This is a genomic window from Psychrobacter sp. 1Y1, assembly GCF_051847395.2.
In the GTDB taxonomy this organism is placed as follows: domain Bacteria; phylum Pseudomonadota; class Gammaproteobacteria; order Pseudomonadales; family Moraxellaceae; genus Psychrobacter.
In genome coordinates this window covers 2,798,662-2,820,236 of record NZ_JBPYDF020000001.1, presented here as the reverse complement: position 1 = coordinate 2,820,236, position 21,575 = coordinate 2,798,662, and the positions used below count along the sequence as shown (strand labels likewise).

Sequence of the window (21,575 nt, the reverse complement as noted above, 5' to 3'; positions counted from 1 at the left end):
TTTTAGGTGGTGTATCAAAAAGTATGCTGGGGTAATAAAGGAAGGTGACAGTCAAAGCAAGATGATATATTTGAGGTTATGAAGACACAAATACAGATCAATTGCCCCGACTGTCACAGTCTTAGTCTAAAGAAAAATGGTATAAAAAGCTATGGTAAGCAGAACTACCAATGTAAGGACTGCAAACGACAATTCATTGGCGACCATGCCTTAAGCTACCAAGGCTGTCACTCTCAAATAGAAGACATAATACGGCTGATGACTGCTCGAGGCTGCGGTGTTAGAGACATAGCCATCATTACCTCGGTGAGTATTGGTAAAGTGCTCAGCACCATAGGCTCATCCGTTTATAAGATCGTGCCTAATAAGCGCTACTATGAACGCTTAGAAGTTGATGAGTTTTGGACTTACGTATATCGCAAGAAGCGTAAAGTCTAGCTCATCTACGCTTATGACCGGGCTACTAATGAGATTGTCGCTTATGTTTGGGGCAAACGCGACTTAAAAACGGCTCAGAAACTAAGAGCCCGTCTTAAGCAACTTAAAGTGAGCTATGACTCTATTAGCATGGACAACTGGGACAGTTTCATAACGGCCTTTAAACCAGATAACAAACAAGTTGGCAAACAGCATACGATAGGTATTGAAGGTAATAACTGCCGTCTTAGACACCGACTAAAACGAGCCGTTAGAAGAACCTGTTGTTTCTCGAAGAAGCTCGATAATCACTTAAAAGTGTTTGATTTGGTATTCTTTTATATCAATTATGGCTATGTCTGATGTCAGCATACTTTTTAGAACACCACCGCATTTTAATGTAACCATGATTGATAAATATAAAAAAAGCTTAACCGCCTATATGGTGGTTAAGCTTTTTTATTGATGATAAAGATATCAGTAAATATCAACTACCAGTTATGTTTAGAGCGATATTAGTTCACGCGAGTTTGGTAGTCGCCAGTACGCGTATCAACACGTACCACTTCACCTTGTTGCACAAATAATGGTACACGTACAACGGCACCTGTCTCTAATTTAGCAGGTTTGCCACCACCGCCTGAAGTATCGCCGCGTACGCCAGGATCTGTTTCTGTGATCTCTAACTCAACGAAGTTAGGCGGCGTGACTGACAGAGGAGCACCATTAAATAACGTAATGGTACATAGAGCATTGCTGTTTTCTTTTAACCACTTGATTGAGTCACTCATTGCGTTTTTGTCCGCTTGAATCTGCTCAAAGCTCTCAGGATGCATAAAATGCCAAAACTCGCCATCGTTATATAGATAGTTCATTTCAGTATCCATCACATCAGCAGCTTCTAAGCTGTCACCTGATTTGAAAGTTTGTTCCAGTACTTTGCCACTACGAAGATTGCGCAACTTAACACGGTTAAAGGCTTGACCTTTACCAGGTTTGACAAACTCGTTTTCAAGAATGGCACAAGGGTTGCCATCAAGCATCACTTTTAGACCAGCTTTAAATTCATTAGTAGAAAAACTTGCCACAATAAACTCCTAGGGGTTGTAAATATAATAGTAAGACATAGGGCTGACTGTACCAAAATTTTCTGTTATGCCAAGTATTTACGGATCAACGAGGATACTTTGATAGGCTAGACACTAAGGGCGTATAATATCGGATTTTGGGCACAGGTAATAGGCTGTCATGATAAACCATTTAATCACACAAAAAAACTGGCAAACGCAATTATCGGAAGCTATTACATCTGTTGATGAGCTATTGAGTATCTTACAGCTTGAATCAATGCGTGCAGAAGTTTACGTACCTAAGCATTTTGAACTGCGTGTGCCGCGTGGCTTTGTGGCAAAAATGGCTATTGGTGACCGCAATGATCCCTTGCTTAAACAAGTGTTGCCAGACCAGCAAGAGCAAATCAATGTCATAGGCTACGTAGCAGATCCGCTAAGCGAAAACACTCAAAACCCTGTGAAAGGTTTGCTGCATAAGTATCAGTCGAGAGTGTTGTTAACGATTACGGGTGCGTGTGCTATTCACTGCCGTTACTGCTTTCGCCAGCATTTTGACTATAGTGCCAATATGCCAACTGCCGATGCTAAAGAAAATATTATCAACTATATTAATGCAAATCCTGAGGTCAATGAGGTAATTTTGAGTGGTGGTGATCCACTGAATGTGACTAATAGACGTTTGTTTTCATGGTTAGATACTTTGGAGTCTCTTCCGCAGATTACTACCATTCGGCTGCATACGCGCTTGCCATTGGTGATACCTGCACGCTTGGACGCTGCATTGCTAGAAAGGCTGTCTCAAAGCCGCTGCCATATTGTCATGGTCATTCACTGTAATCATGCCAATGAGCTAGATGCACCAACCGCTGAATACTTGCAACGTGCGAGAGCAGCTGGAATTACACTATTAAACCAAGCCGTGTTGCTAAAAGGTGTCAACGATACTCTTGACGCGCAAGTACAGCTTAGTCAGCGTTTGTTTGCTTCTGGCGTGCTACCATATTATTTACATGTGTTGGACAAGGTGGCTGGTGCGGCGCATTTCGATAGTCGTGAGCAAGCAGCGATTGAGCTTTATTGGTCATTGCTAGCGTCATTGCCAGGCTATCTCGTCCCTAAGTTGGTCAGAGAGTTACCTAATAAACCTTTTAAAGTGCCGATTGATATTTACAGCAATGGCTAATATAGGGCACTATCTCAATTTAGGATAATTAGTAAACAAAGAGTGGCTTTTAAAAAAGATGCGGATAGTATCTTTCAAAACTAAAATCTAGGATTTATGCTTTTTTATAAGTATAAATAGATATATGATTGGAACAGAATATAGACTGTCAGTATGTAAGCTAATTAAAAAGTATACAACTTTAGATATAAGATTTTGACAGTATGTAGGTATTGTCAGAGCGTACTGCTAGTTTCAGGCTCACAATAAATAGATATCATCACTTTTCTATAGTCGAGCTTCACAAACATTTTTTATGCCATACATGTATTTGTACTGCTGCATATTACTGATTGCTTCAGAGTGACTAATAGAGAGTAAAGATACTGATGATAACGTTATTAATGTTTCAAGAGCATTTAGATTCTACAGAGCCACTACCTCCGCTATCTAATCGCTCAGTAAATGGTCAAGAACGTTACTTGTTAAAGATGTTGGCAACGCTACCTACGCTTACCCAAGAGCAGCAAACAGAGCATTTAGAGAGCCTACTGACAGTATTACGTGAGTCCAATATGGATGAACAACAGCGTCTCAAATTAATGACAAAAGTCATTGATGCCTCAGACCGATTGATTGCAGCTTTTAGGCAGCACTATATCTATGAGACAGGCGCGCTTAGTCAGGATCAGATGTCTTATATCGCTCAAATGCAATCGCTGCATTATTTAATTATCATGGTTTACGACAAAGTCATCCGTCGTGAGACTCAGTTGTCAGAAGCCTCCTTAAACCAACCTTCTGGTAAAGGTTGGCAGCGTTTTTTTGGTGCTGAGACTAAACCTGATAGCACGCTTGCTATTGCGATTTATCAATCACTATTAAGATACCAAAAACTATTAGCAGAAGAGGCACTGTGCTATCGAAAGCCATCAGACTACCTGTGGTCTAAAGTCAATCGGTTATATTATTTGGCTCATCAGAAAAAAGTAGCTGATATTGATTTAAGTCTACATACTGTTACGAACCAAACAAACAGTATTCATCAGTTATATTGCCAAATTTGTTTGCATCACTTGTTAAATTTGCGTGCTATGAGGCGCCCGAATATCTTACTCGTACAGCGTCTATTGCCTGAATGGGCTAAGCACATGGTTGCGACAATGGAGCCCGCCACCGAGACAAAGGTTTTTGTTGATCTTAAGAGTAATAATCCACCAAGCTATCTAACAGTCAACTCTCATATCAACCCATATGAAGATGGTCATGACTGTCTATTTATAGAACTGACACCGATAGTTGAATATTTTGAGTCACGTAAAGAAGCCTTTATCGAAGAAGGTGGCACAGCAGAATATAGTCTGCTTAATGCTATTTCGATGACCATTAGCTATCGCTATTTGCAGCCGCCACCTACCTTACCAACCAAATATACTAGCAAGCAGCAGGCAAAGTTAATCACCAATTTTAATGATATACACTACCAAGTAGGTCATTCAAAAATTTTTGCCAATTTGATCGCTATCAAAAATTTACGAGAAGAGGACAGGCCTTTATACGATACATTTGACAGCGAGCGTAGTCGCAGTAGCGTTATAAATATTGAGATATTTGACGACTATGAAAGTTCTTCAGCATATCGCAAACTGCATTTGTTGCCAAAAAATGGTAAGCCTAATGAGAAGGTTGCAGACAAAAATATTTTCAATAAAGAGAGGCTTATTGTAGAAAAACATGACTCTGACCTTTCTCTAACGGCACCGCAGCCCTTACACATAATGAGTCTGATTTTGGTCTATGGCTCTGAAAATACAGAACAACCTGATTGGTCAATAGGGGTGGTACGCTGGTTCAATGTAGATACTAAAAATCCAGAAGTGGAATGGCAAATACTCGGGCATAAAATTGTGGCATGTGGATTACGTTTGGAAGGCAGTAAAACGCGAAGTCATCATTTTGTACCGGTATTTATTCTCGGTAAAGATGAACAGCTACAGACGACTGGCACGCTAATCGTACCGCCTTTTTACTTTCAAGCTGATGATAGAGTCGTCATGCGTATTGGTAATAAACAAACTACTCTACGATTAGGACGCAGGCTAATGATGACTGATAAGTTTAGTCAATATGAGGTGGCGCAGTTATAGCGCTTAGAGGTACTTAGATGCGACAAGTATTTCAGGCCATAACGGAGAGTTTATACAGATTTTCGTCAGTAATATAGTAGGCGACAAAGGGCATAAGTTAATCTGCAGTTGGTCTAATTATTGTCTATAATGATAAATATTGTTACTCTGATTTTTATGATATCTCTAACAATAAAGTAATTATCATGGTGAAAGCTCAGTCTATACTGATAGGATTCATAGAATATTAACGCTAGCGTGTTTTATGTGCTAGGTTAGTTTTAGGCAAAGATGTAAAGTAACAAAATAAAAGATAACAATACGTACGACTAAAAGGCTCCTTATGCGCTCTCAATCTCTTTTAAATTTGTTGGTGATCAATGATGATCAGCTCTATGCTGAACGTCTTGTTCAGTTATTGAGTCCTTATTATGATAGTGTGAATTTGGGGTTTTTGGACGATAAAGAAGAGCTATTAAAACTTCTGCGCCAACCGTGGGATGTACTGGTATTTGGCAAAGCTTATAATATGAGCTTTACAGATGTGGTGAGCATCGTACAAGAGCAAAATATCGATCTGCCAATGATCTGTTTAATGAATGAAGAGATAGCGTCGACGGCCTACAATGAGTATGAGCTACCGACTGTGATTAGTGGCACGATGATCAAAGCGCTTGAAATGGATCAAGAGATGCCAGTCGTAATGGCCATTTGTCTACAGCATAGTAGTTTGCGCAGTCGTCGTGAGCTAAAAACTTTACGTCAAGTGCTTTCTGAAGCAGAACAACGTGCTAATGTGCTGATTAAGAACTCCAAGAGCGCGGTTGCTTATATTGATGAAGGGATTCATATCTTTGCTAATGATCCCTATCTCCAATTATTCGGTTTCAAATCAATGAATGAAGCGGTAGGCGTGCCTATTATTGATCTGATTTCGGGTGGTGATAGTGTCAAAGGATTTAAACAGTTTTTACGTCAGTTTGACAAAGGCAGTCGCCAAGACGTTGAGTTTAATTTTGAAAGTGTGCGGACAGATGGCAGCACTTTTGAAGCGAAACTACAATTAGCATCAGCCACGTTAGAGGGCGAGCCAGTCATTCAGATTATTATTCAGCAGAATAGTAATAATAGTGCGGAGGTTGCTAAGCGTTTAGCTGAAGCTGAACGTAAAGATAATTTAACTGGCTTAGATAATCGTCGTGGTTTTGAAGAGCAGATGATAGCAATACATCAGCAGGCGTCCCAAGGACTAATGACCGCAGCCCTGCTATATGTGCAGGTTGATAATGTAGGAAAAATAAGAAGTAGTTTAGGTCTACAAGGAATAGATGCAACGGTCAAACAAGTTGCCCACACATTAACTGAGCTAGTACCTGATGGGCATGTGAGCCGTTTTAGCGATACAGCATTTACGATTTTAGTAAAAAACAAGATGACGAGTGATCTTGAAGAGATTGCTAAACATATCGGTTCGTCAATCAAGGGTATGTTTATTGAAGTTGATAAGCGTACAACCAATACAACAGTCAGCATTGCTGTTGTCAAAATTGAAAAAAATCCTGTAGAGCCTGTCATCATATTAGAACGCGCCATGGATGCTATCAGCCAAATCATGGTAGAGACTTCTAACAGTGGTGGATCTTACCGTATATATGACCCAAGCGAACATGCCAATAGCGATGATCATGCGCTTGCTGAGTCATTAGTGGATGCCATTACTAATAACCGTTTTGATCTATCATTTCAGCCAATATACGACATCAATAACGATCGTAGCGACTTCTTTGAAGTGTATCTACGGTTACCTTTGTCAGATGCTGACAATACGGTATTAACCCCTGATCAATTTATGGCGGTGGCTAAAAAACATCAACTGTTAGAAAAGATTGATCGATGGGTGCTTATCAATGCCTGTAAGAAAATCAATGACGTCCGTAAAGTTCATCCTGAAGCCAAATTGTTAGTACAATTAACTAATGCTTCACTGGTTGATAAAAAACTGCCGATTGTCGCCAGTCAATTGATAAAAGCGGTAGGCGGCGCAGCTGGTGTATTGACACTACAGTTCAATGAAATAGATATCTCTGATCACTTAACCGTCGCCAAATCTCAATTTTCCGCACTCAGCGATGTTAGCTGTCAACTAGGTATTAATAATTTTGGCTCTTCTGTCAAATCTATTGAAATTGCCAATTTTGTCCAGCCTGATATGGTACGCTTGGCGCGCAGTTATATCCAAGATATTGGTTCAGCAGAAAATCTAGAAACGGTTAAATCTCTTATTGCGCGTACTAATGACATTAAAGTCGATGTGCTCATGCCTTATATTGAAGATGCAGCAACGATGTCAGTAGCTTGGAGTGTGGGTGCGCGCTATTTGCAAGGGTATTATTTAGAAGAGCCTAGTAGCACAATAAAGGTAGCGAGTTAAAAGGCCAATATGTCATATCGTTTATGTCATAGCGATAATATTCTTCAACTAAAGATTGCTAAAAATGACACTTATTAATAAATATCAAATGAGTAGCCTTTTGGCTGCTGTTCTGTTGCTCGCAGCTTGTGAGAAAACACCACCTGACCACCGTGCTCCTGTGACTCTGCCCTTATATACTGACGGCGATGCAGACAACGGTTCGATAATTTATAAAGATGCCTGTGGTCAATGTCACCAACGTAATGCGGGTCTGAATAAAAAAGGCCCACAATTAATGAATATATATGGTGCGCCAGCTGCCGAGTTAAAAGACTATACCTACAGCAAAGGGCTAGAAGATTCAGGTTGGGTATGGGATGCAGAGACACTCGATCCATATATTGCAGATGCCCAAAAAGCCATGCCGGACTCCAAAATGCTGTCTGACCCGATGCCAGATGCGAAAGAACGTGCTGATATTATTGCTTATTTATCTACGCTCCGTGCCGCTGCACCAACCGTTACAGATGATGTGAACTGACTTATCATCGTTATGACCTAAAAAATGAGCCAATAACCTACCATGAACCATGCAGCTAACGATATATCATTATCTACCTCTCATATAACAGAGAATCCGCTCAGCCAACCCATACCTAGTACAACTGATTTTCAACGCAATCAGCAGCAAATTGCACAGCTGTTAGCGCAATTAAATCAGATTGTATTGGATAAGCCGCAAGCAGTCAGGCTAGCGCTCAGTTGTATATTAGCAGGCGGTCATTTGCTGTTACAGGACTTGCCTGGTATGGGTAAGACGACTTTGGCACAGGGCTTGGCACAGTTATTAGGTTTAAGCTTTAGCCGAGTGCAATTTACCAATGATATGTTGCCTGCTGATATTTTAGGTATGAGCATCTACGACCAAAGTAAACAGCAATTTGAGTTTCGTCCGGGCCCTGTCTTTACTCAGTTATTACTTGCTGATGAAATCAACCGTTCCAGTCCTAAAACACAGAGTGCGCTACTTGAAGCGATGGAAGAGCGTCAAGTCACGCAAGATGGCCAGACTTATCCTTTGCCACAGCCATTCTTTGTCATTGCCACCCAAAATCCATTGCAACAAGCAGGTGTCTATCCGCTCCCAGAGTCGCAGTTAGACAGATTTTTATTATGCTTATCATTGGGTTATCCATCGCCTGTCGCAGAGCGTGAGCTGCTAAAAGGTAAAGACCGTCGCGAGCTACTCAAGGATTTGGATACGGTACTTGATACTGAGGCTATACTAGTGGCTCAGCAGGGTGTTAGGCAAATTTATGTAGCAGATACAGTATTGGATTATTTGCAGAGACTGGTTGCAAAAACCCGTGCAAGCCAAGAGTATCATGGCTTATCCCCTCGCGGCGTGTTGTCGCTACAACGTGCTGCCCAAGCGCATGCCTATGTATCGGGATATATGGAAGTGACCCCTGAAGATATACAAGCAGTGTTTGCTGCGGTCACTGATCATCGTCTCGGTCAGCGTTTCGTACCCGCGCATGTGACTGGTGGGCAAGCAACAAAAACCATCGCCCAACGCATTCTAGCAGAAGTGTCAGTCGTCGCTTAGCAGCTGACAGACTGTTTGACCGTATTGATTAACTGCATCTGTGAACCATAGTTCTACACATAGTCAACGCTATATAACTTAGAAAAAATATCAAAGTCACTCAGTTCACTATTTACGGTATTTTCACCCGATCTCCTCGTATTCGAATTGTCCTTAATCAACTATATCGTTCTATTCGTGAGTTTGTTTATCAGTCAGATATAAATATAAATACCGACAGCATTGTCAATCAGATGGTAATAATAGGGTAGTCATGAGCTTATTGCCAAAGGCTTTAACCGCACCAATAAAATCAGCTCTGAGCCGCTGGTTTGCCGCGCGCGCACCTAAGAGTGACAGTGCTACGCTTAATTTGCGTAATGTCTATATTTTCTTTAGTCGTGAAGGAATGCTATTCGCCGTATTGTTAGTAATTACCTTTATCGCGGGTATCAACTATGGCAACAACTTAGTGCTTGGTTTGTGCTTTTATCTGGTCAGTATTTGGCTGATTAGTTTTCATGTTACTTTTGCTCATATATCTGGTCTGCAAGTGCGTCTGCTAGAAGTCACTATGACAGAAGCTAGCTTGCCTGTTTGGGTTACACTACAGTTGAATAGTGATAGTCGCCAACCAAGGCGCCAGTTGCTATTTGAATTTGAGCAGTTAGCCAATAAGAAAACCAAAAATGGCATAAATGCGCAAAGTTCAATACTCATCACACGGTTACAAGGTGAGCAAGTCATTCGACTGCCTGTCCAGACTTACAACCGTGGTCAGCTTGAACTGCCACGGTTAAAAATAAAAACAGTTTATCCTTTAGGTATCATGCGTGCATGGTCTTATGTCTACTTTGCGCGTACAGCGTGGGTATATCCAAAGCCTGAAGTCTTTGACTGGCAAGCAAAATATGCAATCGCAAGCTTAGAAGATTTACCAACAGGTGGGCAGTATAGACAGGGTCAGGACGACTTTGAGCGATTAGATAATTATGTCGAGGGTGAATCATTGGCCCGAGTCTCTTGGGGGCATGTGGCGCGGGGACAAGGTATGCTGACCAAGCACTTCGCTGATCCGGTTGGTCATGAGCAAATGCTTGATTATGCAGATATGCCAGCTGCACATCACGAGCACAAACTTGCACAATTGGCTTATGGCGCATTGACGCTAGGTCAGCTAGGCGTGCCGTTTCAAATGCGTTTACCTAGTGATACTCCTGCTACTGCGGAGATGGGTAACGGGGAATCCTTTGCGCAAGCATGCTTGCTAAGGCTTGCGAAAGCACCATGACCAATTCTAAACGCTTATCTTCCACTGATGTTGATACACTGTCCGCAGAGTATTCTGCGCTCGATGCTACAAAAAGAGCTAGCTTCGAGCAGTTGGCTTTAGGTCAAAAAGTCTCGTTTCAACCTGAGCGAAATGACGCTAAATGGTATCGTAAGTTATTTGCACTGCCGGCTTATTATTGGGTATTAATTGCTCAAGTCGTCGTTGTATTACCGCATGCCGCACATTTACCATTATGGCTGATAGGATTTGCCGCCATCAGTATCGCCGCTCAATTGCCTCATATCAAAGCTAAATTCAAAAAACTATCGCACCTAAAGCGTATTTATCAAAGTATGCAAATGCTAGGATTTTTGTTGGGGTTATTAGGTCTATGGCTGACCTACAGTACAGCGTTTGGGCTCGATATGGGTGTGGCATTTCTAGTGCTATGCCTAGTTAGTAAGCTATGGGAGCTATATAAGCGCCGCGATGCCTATGTAGTGTTAAATCTATCATTGTTCGTGCTTGCGGCATTATTTTTGATGGACCAAGGTTTACTGACTACTTTAGAAGTGATCGTTGGTGCAGTCATTGTGTTGCTAGCATTTATTGCGCTTAATGATGATAGCAATGCTAGCGGTGATGGACGCTTGCGTACATTGGGCGTGTTAGGGGTTGGCGCGTTACCATTATTGGTGGTGCTATTTTTGTTTTTTCCGAGACTGCCCCCACTGTGGTCAGTACAGCTCTCAGGTCAGCAAGCTACTACAGGTGTCTCTGATAGTATGTCTCCTGGTGATTTTGCCAATTTAGGGCAGTCAACTGAGCTAGCCTTTCGCGTAGAGTTTGCTGCTGAGCGTCCGCCGCAACAGCAGCTGTATTGGCGCGGTTTGGTATTTAGTGATTTCGATGGTGTCACATGGCGTCTGGCTTCCCAAAAGGATCAATGGTCATCGAGATTGCAAGCACCTGCATGGATTCAGAATGCCTTTGCTACTGTACCTGATGAATCAAGGGCGGCACCTGTCAATTACAAGGTTATCTTAGAACCCACTCAGCAAAACTGGCTATTTGGTCTTGATTATCCGTTTTCTGAACAGCCAGATATCAATACTACCTCTGAATTTACCTTATCAAAAGACCAACCTGTTACGCAGCAACTTCGCTATGATGTGTTGCAGTTCGCACAGATGCGTATTGATCCGGTTCTAACAGAGGCATCAAAACGTGAGAATCTTGCCTTGCCTAACGAAGGTAATCCACAAGCACGCGCGCTTGCTAAGCAATTATTTGAGCAGTCAGGTTCAGACCCTGTGCGCTACATAGCTGCTATTGAGCAATGGATCAATCGAACAGATTTTCGCTATACGTTGTCGCCACCACGGCTCAATACCAATCGTATTGACGAGTTTTTATTTGAAACCAAAGCAGGGTTTTGTGAGCATTATTCGTCAAGCTTTACCTTTATGCTACGCGCTGCTGGTATTCCTGCACGAGTAGTAGCGGGCTATCAAGGCGGTGAGCCAAGTCGCAATGGTAACGTGTGGGAAGTGCGGCAAATGGATGCACACGCATGGACTGAGGTTTGGCTTGAAGGTCAAGGTTGGGTACGTGTGGATCCGACAGCCTTTGTGGCGCCTGAGCGAGTAGAGCAAGGCATGAATACGATGACCCAGCAGCAAGGGGCGGCTATGTTTGGCAATGGTACCAGTGCACAGATCAGCTATCAGCAGTATCAAATGTTACAAACGCTACGCCGACTATCAGACCAAGCGAGCTACTACTGGCAAAAAGACGTAGTCGGCTATGACCAAGACAAACAGGCCGACTCGCTACTCAAATGGTTCAATATCAGCTCAATCATGCAGCAGATTACTTGGTTGGCAGCCAGTGCTGTCTCCGTCATGGCCATTTTAGTGTTTATTATTTGGCAGCGTCGTCGTAAACGCTGGCACTCAGCAGATCTGCCACTTGCTCAGCTCTCAAAACGTATTGCCAAACGTGATAAATTATTAGCCCGTAAGGATAATGAAGGGCAGCTGGCTTGGTTGGAACGTTTGGCCTCGGCCATTGATAGCCGTCAGAATAACGGTGTTCACTCTGCTATGAGTCAGCTCACAGATAGTAGTGATCCAATCGTTATTCAGACAAAGCTTATTGAAATTAGACAAAACTACCGTCAGTTACGCTATGGACGACTGAGTACATTTGATAGCAGTCATAGCGAGTATCAAGAACGACTCAAACAACTTAAAAAAGATGTGCGCGCATTGTTATAGAGGTTTTTGATGACAGTTTTATTAAGTTACTTTGATGATAGTGCTGTTGAGGTATTTTGAACTGACGATAAGTTAGATAAGCGAATTAGTAAGAGAGGCGGTTGTATGGCGATATATGTAGATTTTGTGCAGATAAAATTTAAAGGCCATAAGTGGTGCCATATGTTGGCGGATAGCTTGCAAGAGCTGCATGATTTTGCGGCATTTATTGATGTGGATGCGCGACTATTTCATCGCAACGCTAGCTATCCTCATTATGATATCACGGTTCAAATGCGCGAAATCGCTATTGCACAAGGTGCTATTCCTGCCGATAGAAAAAAGATTATCGAGTGTGCAAAGAAATTAAAAGTAGAGTTGAATGACCAGATAGAGCAATCTAGTCATTCCTAATAGAAGAATTTCTCAAATAAATAAGTAGGTGGTGGTTCAAAAAGTAGGCTAACATTAGACATACCCATGATTGATGTAAAAGAAAGCTAAATCAAAGGCTTTAAAGTGATTTTCCAGTTTTTTAGAAAAGTTACAACTTCGCCTAAATGCTCGCCTTACTCGATGTCTGATAGTGCAATTATTACCTTCAATGCCGACCGTGAAAAATTTGCCAATGACTTGGGTAAAGCCCTTAAAACCAGTAACAAAGCTGTCCCAGGTATCACTAGCGATTTTAGCATAACTTACGCCTAGCGCTTGCAGTTTAGCTTTAAGCTTTTTGACAGTGTTAAGGTCTCGTTTTCCCCATACATAGGCAACAATTTCACCTGTGTCACGGTGATAGGCATAAATTAGCCATTGTTTGTTGGTCTTCTTGCCTACGAATGTCCAAATCTCATCAATTTCAAGACAGTCATATTGCCTTTGCTTGGGGGTTATTTGGTAGTGACACTTTTTTAGGGTGGCTAGTACTTTGCCTTTGCTGATTCTCTCAACGCAAGCGATGTCTTTTATGCCACTGCCTCGAACCATAAGATGTCGTATTTTGCTATCTTTTTGGGAGTGACAGCCTGGGTACGTTAAGGCATGGTCGCCAATAAACTGCCGTTTGCAGTCTTTGCATTTATAGTTTTGTTTACCATAGCTTTTGAAGCCATTTTTCTTTATATTGTCACTTAGACAGGCTGGGCATTTGATGTATAGTGTGATGTGCATTTCACTATTTTATCAATTTCTCAGCCTACTTTTTGAACCACCACCAATAAGTAATGTTTCAATTGCCTGTTCACTTATCTGCTCGAATGTATATTTATTCAACTATACCGAGCGCATTATTTTGCCGTGGCTGCAGTACTGATCGCGTTGAGTGCTTTTGAAATATTAGCAATCTCGGTATCGCAACCTTTGATATTGTGGCGTGTCTTGAGGTAGTCAGGGTTGTTATACGATAGCCATACTTTTTTATCGGCATCTTCGCTAATTAAGATTTTTTGCGGCAAATCAATGGCAACGGTTTGCTCACAGTTCATTAATGGCGTACCTGCTTTAGGGTTACCAAACATAACGACTTGCGTTGGTCTCAATGATAAGTCAGCACTCTGTGCATTTTTTTGATGATCGACTCGCGCAAATACTTTCATACCCTTACTTTCGATCACTGAGACCAGTTTGTCTGCGGTATCTTGTACGGAGTGATTGCTCTGTAAAGTTACCAAGCCTTTTTCAGCATTGATAGAGGTTGTTGTGTCTGTCATAGCACCAGTGCTCTTGGTTTTATCTAGCAGCGTATCGATACTGGCACAAGCGGAAACGGCCACTGCTAGCGCAGCGATAGAGACGATTTTAATCATAATGACACCTATAAGTTATCTGTAGTATGGTCAGTCCTAACTATAATGAGCAACATCGAATATTCATTGTGCGTAATCAGGTTTGTGATTGCAATACGTCTTAACAGAACGTTAAACCAAATGTTCTGCCAAATAATCTACGAGCAGCCTAATCTTTGGTGATAAATGACGGTTATGTGGATAAATGGCCCAAATGCTTTCTTCGGGCTCTCTATAGTCGTCAAGTAAACTGACCAACTCCCCAGACGCTAGGTATTTTTGCACATAATAATCTGGCAGCTGGACGATGCCCAAGCCTTTTAGCGCAGCATCGACCAGACTATAGCCGCTGTTATATTGCACCGTACCAGAGACACGCAGGTTCCTTTCTACACTTGCTTGTTGGTTGTCCGTCTTAGCATAAGTATTACTGTTCTCTTTTGCTTTAGCAGTATCTATAAAGTGCCAGTAGTCACGAGTACCTAGTAGGCAGTTATGTTGACTTAAATCACTCAGTTGGTGTGGTATGCCGTGTTTTTTTAGATAAGAGGGCGCCGCGCAGACAAAGTTAGTACGCAGGCTAAGTTTCTTTGCCATCATCGTCGAGTCATGCAATTTACCAATACGAATCGCCAAATCATAACCCCCTTCAATCAAGTCAATTTTCTGATTACTCAAAAAAGCAGTCACCTCGATATCGTGATACTGCATCATAAAATCATTGATCAGTGGTAATAACTGCTGCTCACCATAAGTAACGGGCGCTGTTAGTTTTATCCTGCCTTGAGGCTTTGATTGTAAGTTGGTTACGGCTTGCTCAGCGGCATCCAAGCCATCAAGTACACTGCTGCAATGCTGATAGAATACGCGGCCTTCTTCGGTCAGTGAGACCTTGCGTGTGGTTCGATATAGCAGTTTTATATTTAAGCGTTTCTCTAACGCGCTGATCTGACGGCTGACTTGTGCCGTCGAGATCCCCAGCTCTTTTGCACCACGTGTAAAGCTCTCATATTCTGCGACATAGACAAACTCACTAATTCCTTCCCAGCGCATGATTATTACCAATATGTAAAAGATATTTGCAAATATAGCATATTGTTATCCGCTCAGAAATAAATATAATGGTTAGTATCAATGTAAACAGATGGTGTTTTACTGTCATCGATGCTTGCCTATAGAGGGCAGGCAAGATAAGCTCAGTCTATCTTTATTTGTTTTAACTGTGGATATAGTGAACGCCAAAATCCATAAAGTGTGTTAGCAAGTTATTAGGGCGTGTCTTCAATTCACTCGATAGTTATCTAAATGGGCTAAAAATAGCTAAATTTTGCCAAACATCGTCAAATCGCTGGTTAATATCCCGATATTATCGGCACTATTTTCCTCGTTTGACGGCAATTTATCTCATTTTTATCACCATTTTTGAAATGAAGACACGCCCTAGAATTGTTTGTGCTTATAGCGAAACTGTCATGTTATCACCCATAAATAACAATCAATTAAAAAGAGAGATTCTTATGTCCGATAAATTTATTAAATCAAAAGCCGCCATCGCGTGGGGTCCAAAGCAGCCACTATCTATCGAAGAAGTGGACGTCATGCTGCCACGCAAAGGTGAAGTATTGGTAAAAATCGTTGCCAGTGGTGTTTGTCACACAGATGCTTTTACCTTATCTGGTGAAGACCCAGAAGGCGTGTTCCCTGCGATTCTAGGTCATGAAGGCGGCGGTATCGTTGAGCAAGTTGGCGAAGGCGTGACCAGCGTTCAGGTCGGTGATCATGTCATTCCGTTATATACGGCAGAGTGCGGCGTCTGTAAAATGTGCCGCTCAGGCAAAACCAATCTTTGCTCGGCAGTACGCGAGACTCAAGGCAAAGGCTTGATGCCAGATGGCACCACACGTTTCTATAAAGATGGCGAACCTATCTACCATTATATGGGTTGCTCAACTTTCTCTGAGTACACGGTTTTACCAGAGATTTCTTTGGCTAAAGTCAATAAAGAAGCGCCATTAGAAGAAGTTTGCTTGCTTGGTTGCGGTGTGACCACGGGCATGGGCGCGGTCATGAATACGGCTAAAGTTGAAGAGGGCGCTACCGTTGCTATCTTTGGTCTAGGCGGCATTGGACTATCCGCAGTCATCGGTGCTGCTATGGCAAAAGCCAGCCGTATCATTGTGATTGATATTAACGAGAGCAAGTTTGAGTTAGCTAAAAAACTAGGCGCAACCGATTGCATCAATCCGAAAGATTATGACAAACCGATTCAAGAAGTTATTGTTGAGCTAACCGATGGCGGTGTGGATTATTCGTTTGAATGTATCGGTAACGTCGATGTTATGCGTTCAGCGCTAGAGTGCTGCCATAAAGGTTGGGGCGAGTCGGTCATTATCGGTGTGGCTGGCGCTGGACAAGAAATCTCAACCCGTCCATTCCAGTTAGTGACTGGTCGAGTCTGGAAAGGTTCCGCGTTTGGTGGTGTAAAAGGACGTACAGAACTACCAGGTTATGTCGAGCGCTATCTAGCAGGCGAGATTCCTTTACAGGATTTCATCACTCATACGATGCCAATAGAAGACGTCAACGAAGCATTTGACTTGATGCACAAAGGCGAAAGTATTCGTACGGTTGTACACTTCTCAGAGTAATCAACAAAGACATTATTGTCTTAGAAATACTTTATTAAAAAGGCTGCTTCGATATTGAGGCAGCCTTTTTTAATGTTATTTGCAAACATAGCTTAAAGGTTAGGGTCTGTTGAACATTCAAATGTGGTGCTGGCAGTCACTATTTTTTAGGCAATATACAGTGAAATTTTTGACGCCTAGTCATTCTAGGTTAAACAATTTCGCCATATATTGGCAGAAAATAGTACTACCCTGAAAGGCTGATGCTAAAATCACCCCAAATGTTGTTGCAATCCTAGTTAAGGTCTCGACATTATCGTCGGTTTGCGCCTAATTTGGTGCAATTTTAGCAATCAGCAGCCCTAATATTTGAATGTTCAACAGACCCTAAATGTATCAAGCACTCTTTTTGCTAATGATTTGATCCGTTAGTGTCGATAAATCTGATGCGGTCAAATCTGGAACTGGTACGTTGGGCGCGTTCAGCATCGCATTATAAGGACGGGTCAAAAATGCACCGCGACAACCTGCTGCCTGCGCACCTATGGTATCCCAGAGATGACAGGCGACAAGGCATAAATCTGACGTATCAACGGCTAGCGTATCAGCCACCAATTGGTAAGTATCAGGTGCTGGCTTGAATTTGCCAACAGTCTCAATGCTAAAGTGCTGCTCAAAGAATTGACTGAGACCAGCTTTTTCTAATGGCGTTGGAGACGCACTGCTTGCTGAGTTAGTCAGTGTGACCAATCGAAATCCTGCCTCACGCAAACGAGTCAGTGCTGGCGCAGCGTCAGGATGCGCAGGTAACGCACTCATTCTTTCTTTGAACTCATTGATATCGTCGTCTGTCAAAGTCACTTGTCTGATATCAGCAACCATTCGCAGAGCACCAACCCCGAGCTCGCCAAAAGGTGTATAGAGGCCGGACAACGTCATAGTTTGCGAGTACAGCACCAGCTGAGCGAACCATTCTCGCAGCACTCTTTGCTTGCCAAATACACGGGTGAATAAAGGCGTTAGCGTGTCGATATCGAGCAATGTTTCATTGACGTCGAACACAATAATCGAGGGAAAGTGTTCAGAAGCCATAAAGTATCCTTTTATAGAGTGACATTTTTATAACGTCAGGTGGTTTACTCAGTCATGTTGGCCAATTGCTCTAAAATACTGATGTAGTTTTCGACCCCTTGGGCACCGCTGACCAAATGACGCTCATTAAAGATAATGGCCGGAACACTTTGAATGCCTTGCTGTTGCCAATGCTGCTCTTCTGTTCGCACTTCTTTTGCAAAGAATTGACCTTCTAACACTGCCAATGATTCACTACGATCAAGCCCAGTATCTGCTGCAATATCGGCAAGCACATTGATATCGGAGATATCTCTGTTATTGGTGAAATGCGCGGCAAATAAGGATTGCTTTAGCTCATGCATGCGGCCTTGTTGATCAGCGAAATGTAGCAGCTGATGCAAATTAAAGGTGTTATGCATACGTGTATCATCATTGAAATTAAATTCAAAGCCAACTTCCTGGCCAGCTTCAGTCATTCTAACTCGGCTAGCATCTGACTCTTGCTTGGTAGAACCGTACTTTTCGATGATGTGCTCACGTAGATTTTGACCTTCGCTTGGCATGTTTGGGTTGAGCTCAAACGGATGCCAGTGGATAGTGTGGGCAGTATTGGTTTGCTCAAGTGCTACTGCTAATTGGCGATAACCGATGACGCACCAAGGGCAGACGACATCTGAGACGATATCTATTCGGAGTGGTTTTTCTGATGTGCTCATATTTCCTCGCGGGTATTATTATTTATGTTTTGTTTGGGATGTATGGATAGAGGCATATCAGTTGGAATCAAGCAGATATACCTAGTTATCAGACAACTATAACTAGTTACCATGTATCAAGTCAGTTCATACTAAGAGAATGACTAAGTGATTACAATGTAGTCTGCGCAGTCGGCGTCGCCAATTCGGTAGCGTAATTGTAACCATTACTAATAAGAAAGTAGGCGTTTTTGCAATACGCTGACTCAGTCATAACAAAACCTACGAATACTTAACCAAGCAGGCATGGTCACAAAATAGCTTTTTATTTAAAGTGGCTTCGTTGAAATGATAATTGAAGAAGAAAGATTCTAATAAAGAATAAAAATTCTAATAAAGAATAAAAAATTAATATCAATAATGGAGTCATAGATGAAAAATATCACTGAAGCAATGAACTGGCGCTATAGCACAAAAGAGTTTGATACCGATAAGAAAATATCAACAGAAGACTTCCAAAGTCTAAAGGATATTTTGCGCCTCAGTCCTTCGAGTACCAATATTCAGCCTTGGCATTTTGTCATTGCTGATGATGAAGCTGGTAAAGCCCGAATCGCAAAAGGCACGGAGGGCATGTACGAGTTCAACGATGCCAAAGTAAAAGGTGCCTCGCACGTCATTGTATTCTGTAGCCGTGTCTATGCCGATGATGAGTTTCTAGATGACATCTTAGAAAAAGAAGATGCAGATGGTCGTTTCGCAGAGCCAAAATTTAAAGAGCAAATGCATCAGACGCGTAAAATGTTTTTGGACATTCGTCGTTATGAGCAAAAGGACGAGCCACATTGGTTGATAGAGCAATTGTATCTTAATATGGGCGCTCTACTACTAGGGGCTGCAACCTTAGGTATTGACGCGGTTCCGATGGAAGGGGCGGATTTGAAAGCACTTGATGAAGAGTTTGATTTACGTAGCAAGGGCTATACTGCTGTGGCGGTCGTGTCGCTTGGTTACCGTAGTAAAGATGACTTTAACGCTGAGCTGCCAAAATCACGTTTTGATGAAGAAACTATTATCACGAAGGCATAGCCAGTCATCAGCTAAGCAAACGACATTTTTGATAGACAGATCTACTAAATACTACACGTAAAAAGTCTATTTAAGAGCCTCGTAAACTAACTGTTTACGGGGCTTTTTTTATCGAGATTTACTTTGAAATAACGTTAAAAACTGATGATAAACCACATACCACCTATTAGCAGCGCTAACATTTCGATACTCTCGCAGATTAGAAACTACACTGGAATCCCTACAAAGTAAAAACAAAACAACTTTTTTCATACGTCATAATAAATTTATTGACGCTGTCATTTTGAAGCGTATTTCACCACTCTATTATATTCACCTGCCAGCGAGAAGCCAGCATGTCTACTTTGACCTTAACAATCAATAAGCAAGATTATCAGCTTGAAAATCTTGACGCTCGTACGACACTGCTCGACGTCTGTCGTCAGCACCTACAAATTACTGGACCCAAAAAAGGCTGCGACCATGGTCAATGCGGAGCATGTACCATGCTCATCAATGGACGACGGGTCAATTCCTGTCTGACACTCGCCGTTATGCATGATGGTGATGATATCACAACGATTGAAGGCATTGGAATGCCAGAGTCACTATCGGCATTGCAGCAAGCGTTCAAAGACAATGATGCATTTCAGTGCGGGTACTGCACGCCAGGTCAGATTTGCTCAGCGACCGCATTGATAGAAGAAGTAAAGCAAAATTGGCCAAGCCATGTGAGCACCGACTTAAAAAATCCTGATGGTCGCCTTGTACAAGAAATTGCTGAGCGCATGAGCGGTAACATCTGCCGCTGCTCAGCTTATCCAAATATTATCAAAGCCATTTCACAAGTGCTTGAGAGTCAGGTTTCAGAGAGTCAAACACAAGAGCTTAGTACTCAAAAAATAGACAATACAGTGCAAAACTCAAGCGTGACAGGTATCTGGTCACCGCCACCGAGCGAAGCGCAACTTGGCAAGACCTCAGCGAATAATAAGACAGTAACTGCTACAACAGGAGGCCGCTCATGAAACGCTTTGAATACAGTCGTGCTGATGCACCAGAGCAAGCGGCAATATCTGCCAGTACTGAAGAGGCGTCTTTTATCGCAGGTGGTACCAACTTATTAGATTTAATGAAGCTAGAGATTGAGACGCCAATTAAATTGGTCGATATTACCCGTTTAGAATTAGAGCAAGTTGAAACCACTGCCGACGGAGGTTTGCGTATCGGTACGCTTGTGACCAATAGTGATTTGGCAGCTCATCCTGACGTTATTGCCAATTATCCAGTATTGTCCCGAGCAATTTTGGCAGGGGCGACTGGACAGCTGCGCAATAAAGCAACGACTGGCGGTAATTTCTTACAGCGCACCCGTTGTTATTATTTTTACCAGACAGACAGTGCCTGCAACAAGCGTGAACCGGGCACAGGTTGTCCTGCTATCAATGGCGAGAACCGTACGCTAGCTATTTTGGGCACGAGCGATGCCTGTATTGCTCAGCATCCATCTGATATGGCGGTAGCAATGCGCTTGCTTGATGCCACTATCGAGACAGTTAAAGCGGATGGATCGACTCGTTCTATCAATGTGAAGGATTTTTATTGCTTACCAAAAGATACGCCGCATATCGAAAACGTATTAGAGGCAGGCGAGTTAATTACTCATGTTGTATTACCTGCACCTATCAAGGGTATGCACACCTATGACAAAGTGCGCGATCGCGCCTCATATGCGTTTGCGCTCGTGTCCTGTGCTGCAGTGATAGACGCTGATGATAACAGTAATCTAAAAACGGTACGATTAGCATTTGGTGGTATCGGTACTGAGCCATGGCGTAATGAAGCGGTTGAGGCACTATTGACGGATACCAATGGCAATAAAGACGTTATCGCGCAAGCTGCCGATCTATTATTGAATGATGCCAAAGGTAATGGTCAAAACGACTTTAAGATACCGTTGACGCGTCGCCTACTAAAACAAGTCATTCAGCGCGCACTAGCGGGCGAAGGAGCATAA

The 21,575-nt window shown here is 42.4% G+C and carries 18 protein-coding genes and 1 pseudogene; 13 read left to right on the top strand and 6 right to left on the bottom strand.

Annotated features, from left to right (window positions below; all coding sequences use genetic code 11):
• Positions 1 to 78 precede the first annotated feature (78 nt).
• Positions 79 to 780, top strand: a pseudogene (locus tag ACS8FA_RS25790) (IS1 family transposase).
• A 152-nt stretch (positions 781 to 932) separates the two neighbouring features.
• Here ACS8FA_RS25790 and efp read toward each other — a convergent pair.
• Complete coding sequence (gene efp / locus ACS8FA_RS25785; protein WP_057761310.1) at positions 933 to 1,505, bottom strand: elongation factor P; 573 nt, start codon at positions 1,503 to 1,505, stop codon at positions 933 to 935.
• 160 nt (positions 1,506 to 1,665) lie between these two features.
• Here efp and epmB point away from each other — a divergent pair, with 160 nt between their 5' ends.
• From epmB to ACS8FA_RS25745, 8 genes are all read left to right on the top strand, one after another.
• Complete coding sequence (gene epmB, locus ACS8FA_RS25780) at positions 1,666 to 2,673, top strand: EF-P beta-lysylation protein EpmB (protein WP_439266261.1); 1,008 nt, start codon at positions 1,666 to 1,668, stop codon at positions 2,671 to 2,673.
• Positions 2,674 to 3,041: 368 nt separating this feature from the next.
• Entirely contained in the window at positions 3,042 to 4,799 is a 1,758-nt protein-coding gene (locus tag ACS8FA_RS25775) for a cyclic-di-GMP receptor FimW-related protein (protein ID WP_439266259.1), read from the top strand.
• A 322-nt stretch (positions 4,800 to 5,121) separates the two neighbouring features.
• Positions 5,122 to 7,209, top strand: coding sequence for an EAL domain-containing protein (locus ACS8FA_RS25770; protein WP_439266257.1), 2,088 nt, complete (start codon positions 5,122 to 5,124; stop codon positions 7,207 to 7,209).
• A gap of 64 nt (positions 7,210 to 7,273) precedes the next feature.
• Entirely contained in the window at positions 7,274 to 7,732 is a 459-nt protein-coding gene (locus ACS8FA_RS25765) for a c-type cytochrome (protein WP_102090425.1), read from the top strand.
• A 63-nt stretch (positions 7,733 to 7,795) separates the two neighbouring features.
• Positions 7,796 to 8,800 carry an AAA family ATPase gene (locus ACS8FA_RS25760; protein ID WP_439266278.1) on the top strand — a complete coding sequence of 335 codons (1,005 nt, stop codon included), beginning with the start codon at positions 7,796 to 7,798 and terminating at the stop codon, positions 8,798 to 8,800.
• Between the two features lie 253 nt (positions 8,801 to 9,053).
• Positions 9,054 to 10,070 (top strand): hypothetical protein, encoded by a 1,017-nt coding sequence (locus ACS8FA_RS25755; protein ID WP_439266254.1) that lies wholly within the window; start codon positions 9,054 to 9,056, stop codon positions 10,068 to 10,070.
• Positions 10,067 to 12,331 carry a transglutaminase TgpA family protein gene (locus ACS8FA_RS25750; RefSeq protein ID WP_439266252.1) on the top strand — a complete coding sequence of 755 codons (2,265 nt, stop codon included), beginning with the start codon at positions 10,067 to 10,069 and terminating at the stop codon, positions 12,329 to 12,331. The genes ACS8FA_RS25755 and ACS8FA_RS25750 overlap by 4 nt, the downstream gene beginning before the upstream one ends.
• Before the next feature lie 105 nt (positions 12,332 to 12,436).
• Complete coding sequence (locus ACS8FA_RS25745; RefSeq protein WP_057761296.1) at positions 12,437 to 12,724, top strand: DUF4031 domain-containing protein; 288 nt, start codon at positions 12,437 to 12,439, stop codon at positions 12,722 to 12,724.
• Positions 12,725 to 12,778: 54 nt separating this feature from the next.
• On the opposite strand, the gene ACS8FA_RS25740 is transcribed toward ACS8FA_RS25745, so the two are convergent.
• The 3 genes from ACS8FA_RS25740 to ACS8FA_RS25730 form a co-directional block, all read right to left on the bottom strand.
• On the bottom strand, positions 12,779 to 13,480 hold the full coding sequence (locus ACS8FA_RS25740; protein WP_439266251.1) for an IS1 family transposase: 702 nt from the start codon (positions 13,478 to 13,480) through the stop codon (positions 12,779 to 12,781).
• 116 nt (positions 13,481 to 13,596) lie between these two features.
• Complete coding sequence (locus tag ACS8FA_RS25735) at positions 13,597 to 14,115, bottom strand: DUF302 domain-containing protein (protein ID WP_439266249.1); 519 nt, start codon at positions 14,113 to 14,115, stop codon at positions 13,597 to 13,599.
• Positions 14,116 to 14,226: 111 nt separating this feature from the next.
• On the bottom strand, positions 14,227 to 15,147 hold the full coding sequence (locus ACS8FA_RS25730) for a LysR family transcriptional regulator (RefSeq protein ID WP_439266247.1): 921 nt from the start codon (positions 15,145 to 15,147) through the stop codon (positions 14,227 to 14,229).
• Positions 15,148 to 15,611: 464 nt separating this feature from the next.
• On the opposite strand from ACS8FA_RS25730, the gene ACS8FA_RS25725 reads away from it, so the two are divergent.
• Entirely contained in the window at positions 15,612 to 16,742 is a 1,131-nt protein-coding gene (locus tag ACS8FA_RS25725; protein ID WP_102093853.1) for an S-(hydroxymethyl)glutathione dehydrogenase/class III alcohol dehydrogenase, read from the top strand.
• Positions 16,743 to 17,117: 375 nt separating this feature from the next.
• Here the strand turns inward: ACS8FA_RS25725 and ACS8FA_RS25720 are convergent, their stop codons facing one another.
• Both ACS8FA_RS25720 and ACS8FA_RS25715 read right to left on the bottom strand, forming a co-directional pair.
• A complete protein-coding gene (locus tag ACS8FA_RS25720; RefSeq protein ID WP_439266245.1) occupies positions 17,118 to 17,813 on the bottom strand; it encodes a haloacid dehalogenase type II in 696 nt (231 codons plus the stop codon).
• Between the two features lie 44 nt (positions 17,814 to 17,857).
• Complete coding sequence (locus tag ACS8FA_RS25715) at positions 17,858 to 18,511, bottom strand: DsbA family oxidoreductase (RefSeq protein ID WP_439266243.1); 654 nt, start codon at positions 18,509 to 18,511, stop codon at positions 17,858 to 17,860.
• Between the two features lie 411 nt (positions 18,512 to 18,922).
• On the opposite strand from ACS8FA_RS25715, the gene nfsB reads away from it, so the two are divergent.
• The 3 genes from nfsB to ACS8FA_RS25700 all read left to right on the top strand — a co-directional run bounded on the left by nfsB (position 18,923) and on the right by ACS8FA_RS25700 (position 21,575).
• Positions 18,923 to 19,579 carry an oxygen-insensitive NAD(P)H nitroreductase gene (gene nfsB / locus ACS8FA_RS25710; protein ID WP_290178934.1) on the top strand — a complete coding sequence of 219 codons (657 nt, stop codon included), beginning with the start codon at positions 18,923 to 18,925 and terminating at the stop codon, positions 19,577 to 19,579.
• Positions 19,580 to 19,914: 335 nt separating this feature from the next.
• A complete protein-coding gene (locus tag ACS8FA_RS25705; protein WP_439266240.1) occupies positions 19,915 to 20,586 on the top strand; it encodes a 2Fe-2S iron-sulfur cluster-binding protein in 672 nt (223 codons plus the stop codon).
• Positions 20,583 to 21,575 (top strand): FAD binding domain-containing protein, encoded by a 993-nt coding sequence (locus ACS8FA_RS25700; RefSeq protein ID WP_439266238.1) that lies wholly within the window; start codon positions 20,583 to 20,585, stop codon positions 21,573 to 21,575. The genes ACS8FA_RS25705 and ACS8FA_RS25700 overlap by 4 nt, the downstream gene beginning before the upstream one ends.

Coding starts and splice junctions, on each gene's coding strand:
- ACS8FA_RS25735 (WP_439266249.1), bottom strand. CDS start 14,115: ATGATTAAAATCGTCTCTATCGCTGCGCTAGCAGTGGCCGTTTCCGCT.
- epmB (WP_439266261.1), top strand. CDS start 1,666: ATGATAAACCATTTAATCACACAAAAAAACTGGCAAACGCAATTATCG.
- ACS8FA_RS25700 (WP_439266238.1), top strand. CDS start 20,583: ATGAAACGCTTTGAATACAGTCGTGCTGATGCACCAGAGCAAGCGGCA.
- ACS8FA_RS25730 (WP_439266247.1), bottom strand. CDS start 15,147: ATGCGCTGGGAAGGAATTAGTGAGTTTGTCTATGTCGCAGAATATGAG.
- ACS8FA_RS25775 (WP_439266259.1), top strand. CDS start 3,042: ATGATAACGTTATTAATGTTTCAAGAGCATTTAGATTCTACAGAGCCA.
- ACS8FA_RS25740 (WP_439266251.1), bottom strand. CDS start 13,480: ATGCACATCACACTATACATCAAATGCCCAGCCTGTCTAAGTGACAAT.
- ACS8FA_RS25720 (WP_439266245.1), bottom strand. CDS start 17,813: ATGGCTTCTGAACACTTTCCCTCGATTATTGTGTTCGACGTCAATGAA.
- ACS8FA_RS25755 (WP_439266254.1), top strand. CDS start 9,054: ATGAGCTTATTGCCAAAGGCTTTAACCGCACCAATAAAATCAGCTCTG.
- nfsB (WP_290178934.1), top strand. CDS start 18,923: ATGAAAAATATCACTGAAGCAATGAACTGGCGCTATAGCACAAAAGAG.
- ACS8FA_RS25750 (WP_439266252.1), top strand. CDS start 10,067: ATGACCAATTCTAAACGCTTATCTTCCACTGATGTTGATACACTGTCC.
- ACS8FA_RS25715 (WP_439266243.1), bottom strand. CDS start 18,511: ATGAGCACATCAGAAAAACCACTCCGAATAGATATCGTCTCAGATGTC.
- ACS8FA_RS25745 (WP_057761296.1), top strand. CDS start 12,437: ATGGCGATATATGTAGATTTTGTGCAGATAAAATTTAAAGGCCATAAG.
- ACS8FA_RS25770 (WP_439266257.1), top strand. CDS start 5,122: ATGCGCTCTCAATCTCTTTTAAATTTGTTGGTGATCAATGATGATCAG.
- ACS8FA_RS25705 (WP_439266240.1), top strand. CDS start 19,915: ATGTCTACTTTGACCTTAACAATCAATAAGCAAGATTATCAGCTTGAA.
- ACS8FA_RS25765 (WP_102090425.1), top strand. CDS start 7,274: ATGACACTTATTAATAAATATCAAATGAGTAGCCTTTTGGCTGCTGTT.
- ACS8FA_RS25725 (WP_102093853.1), top strand. CDS start 15,612: ATGTCCGATAAATTTATTAAATCAAAAGCCGCCATCGCGTGGGGTCCA.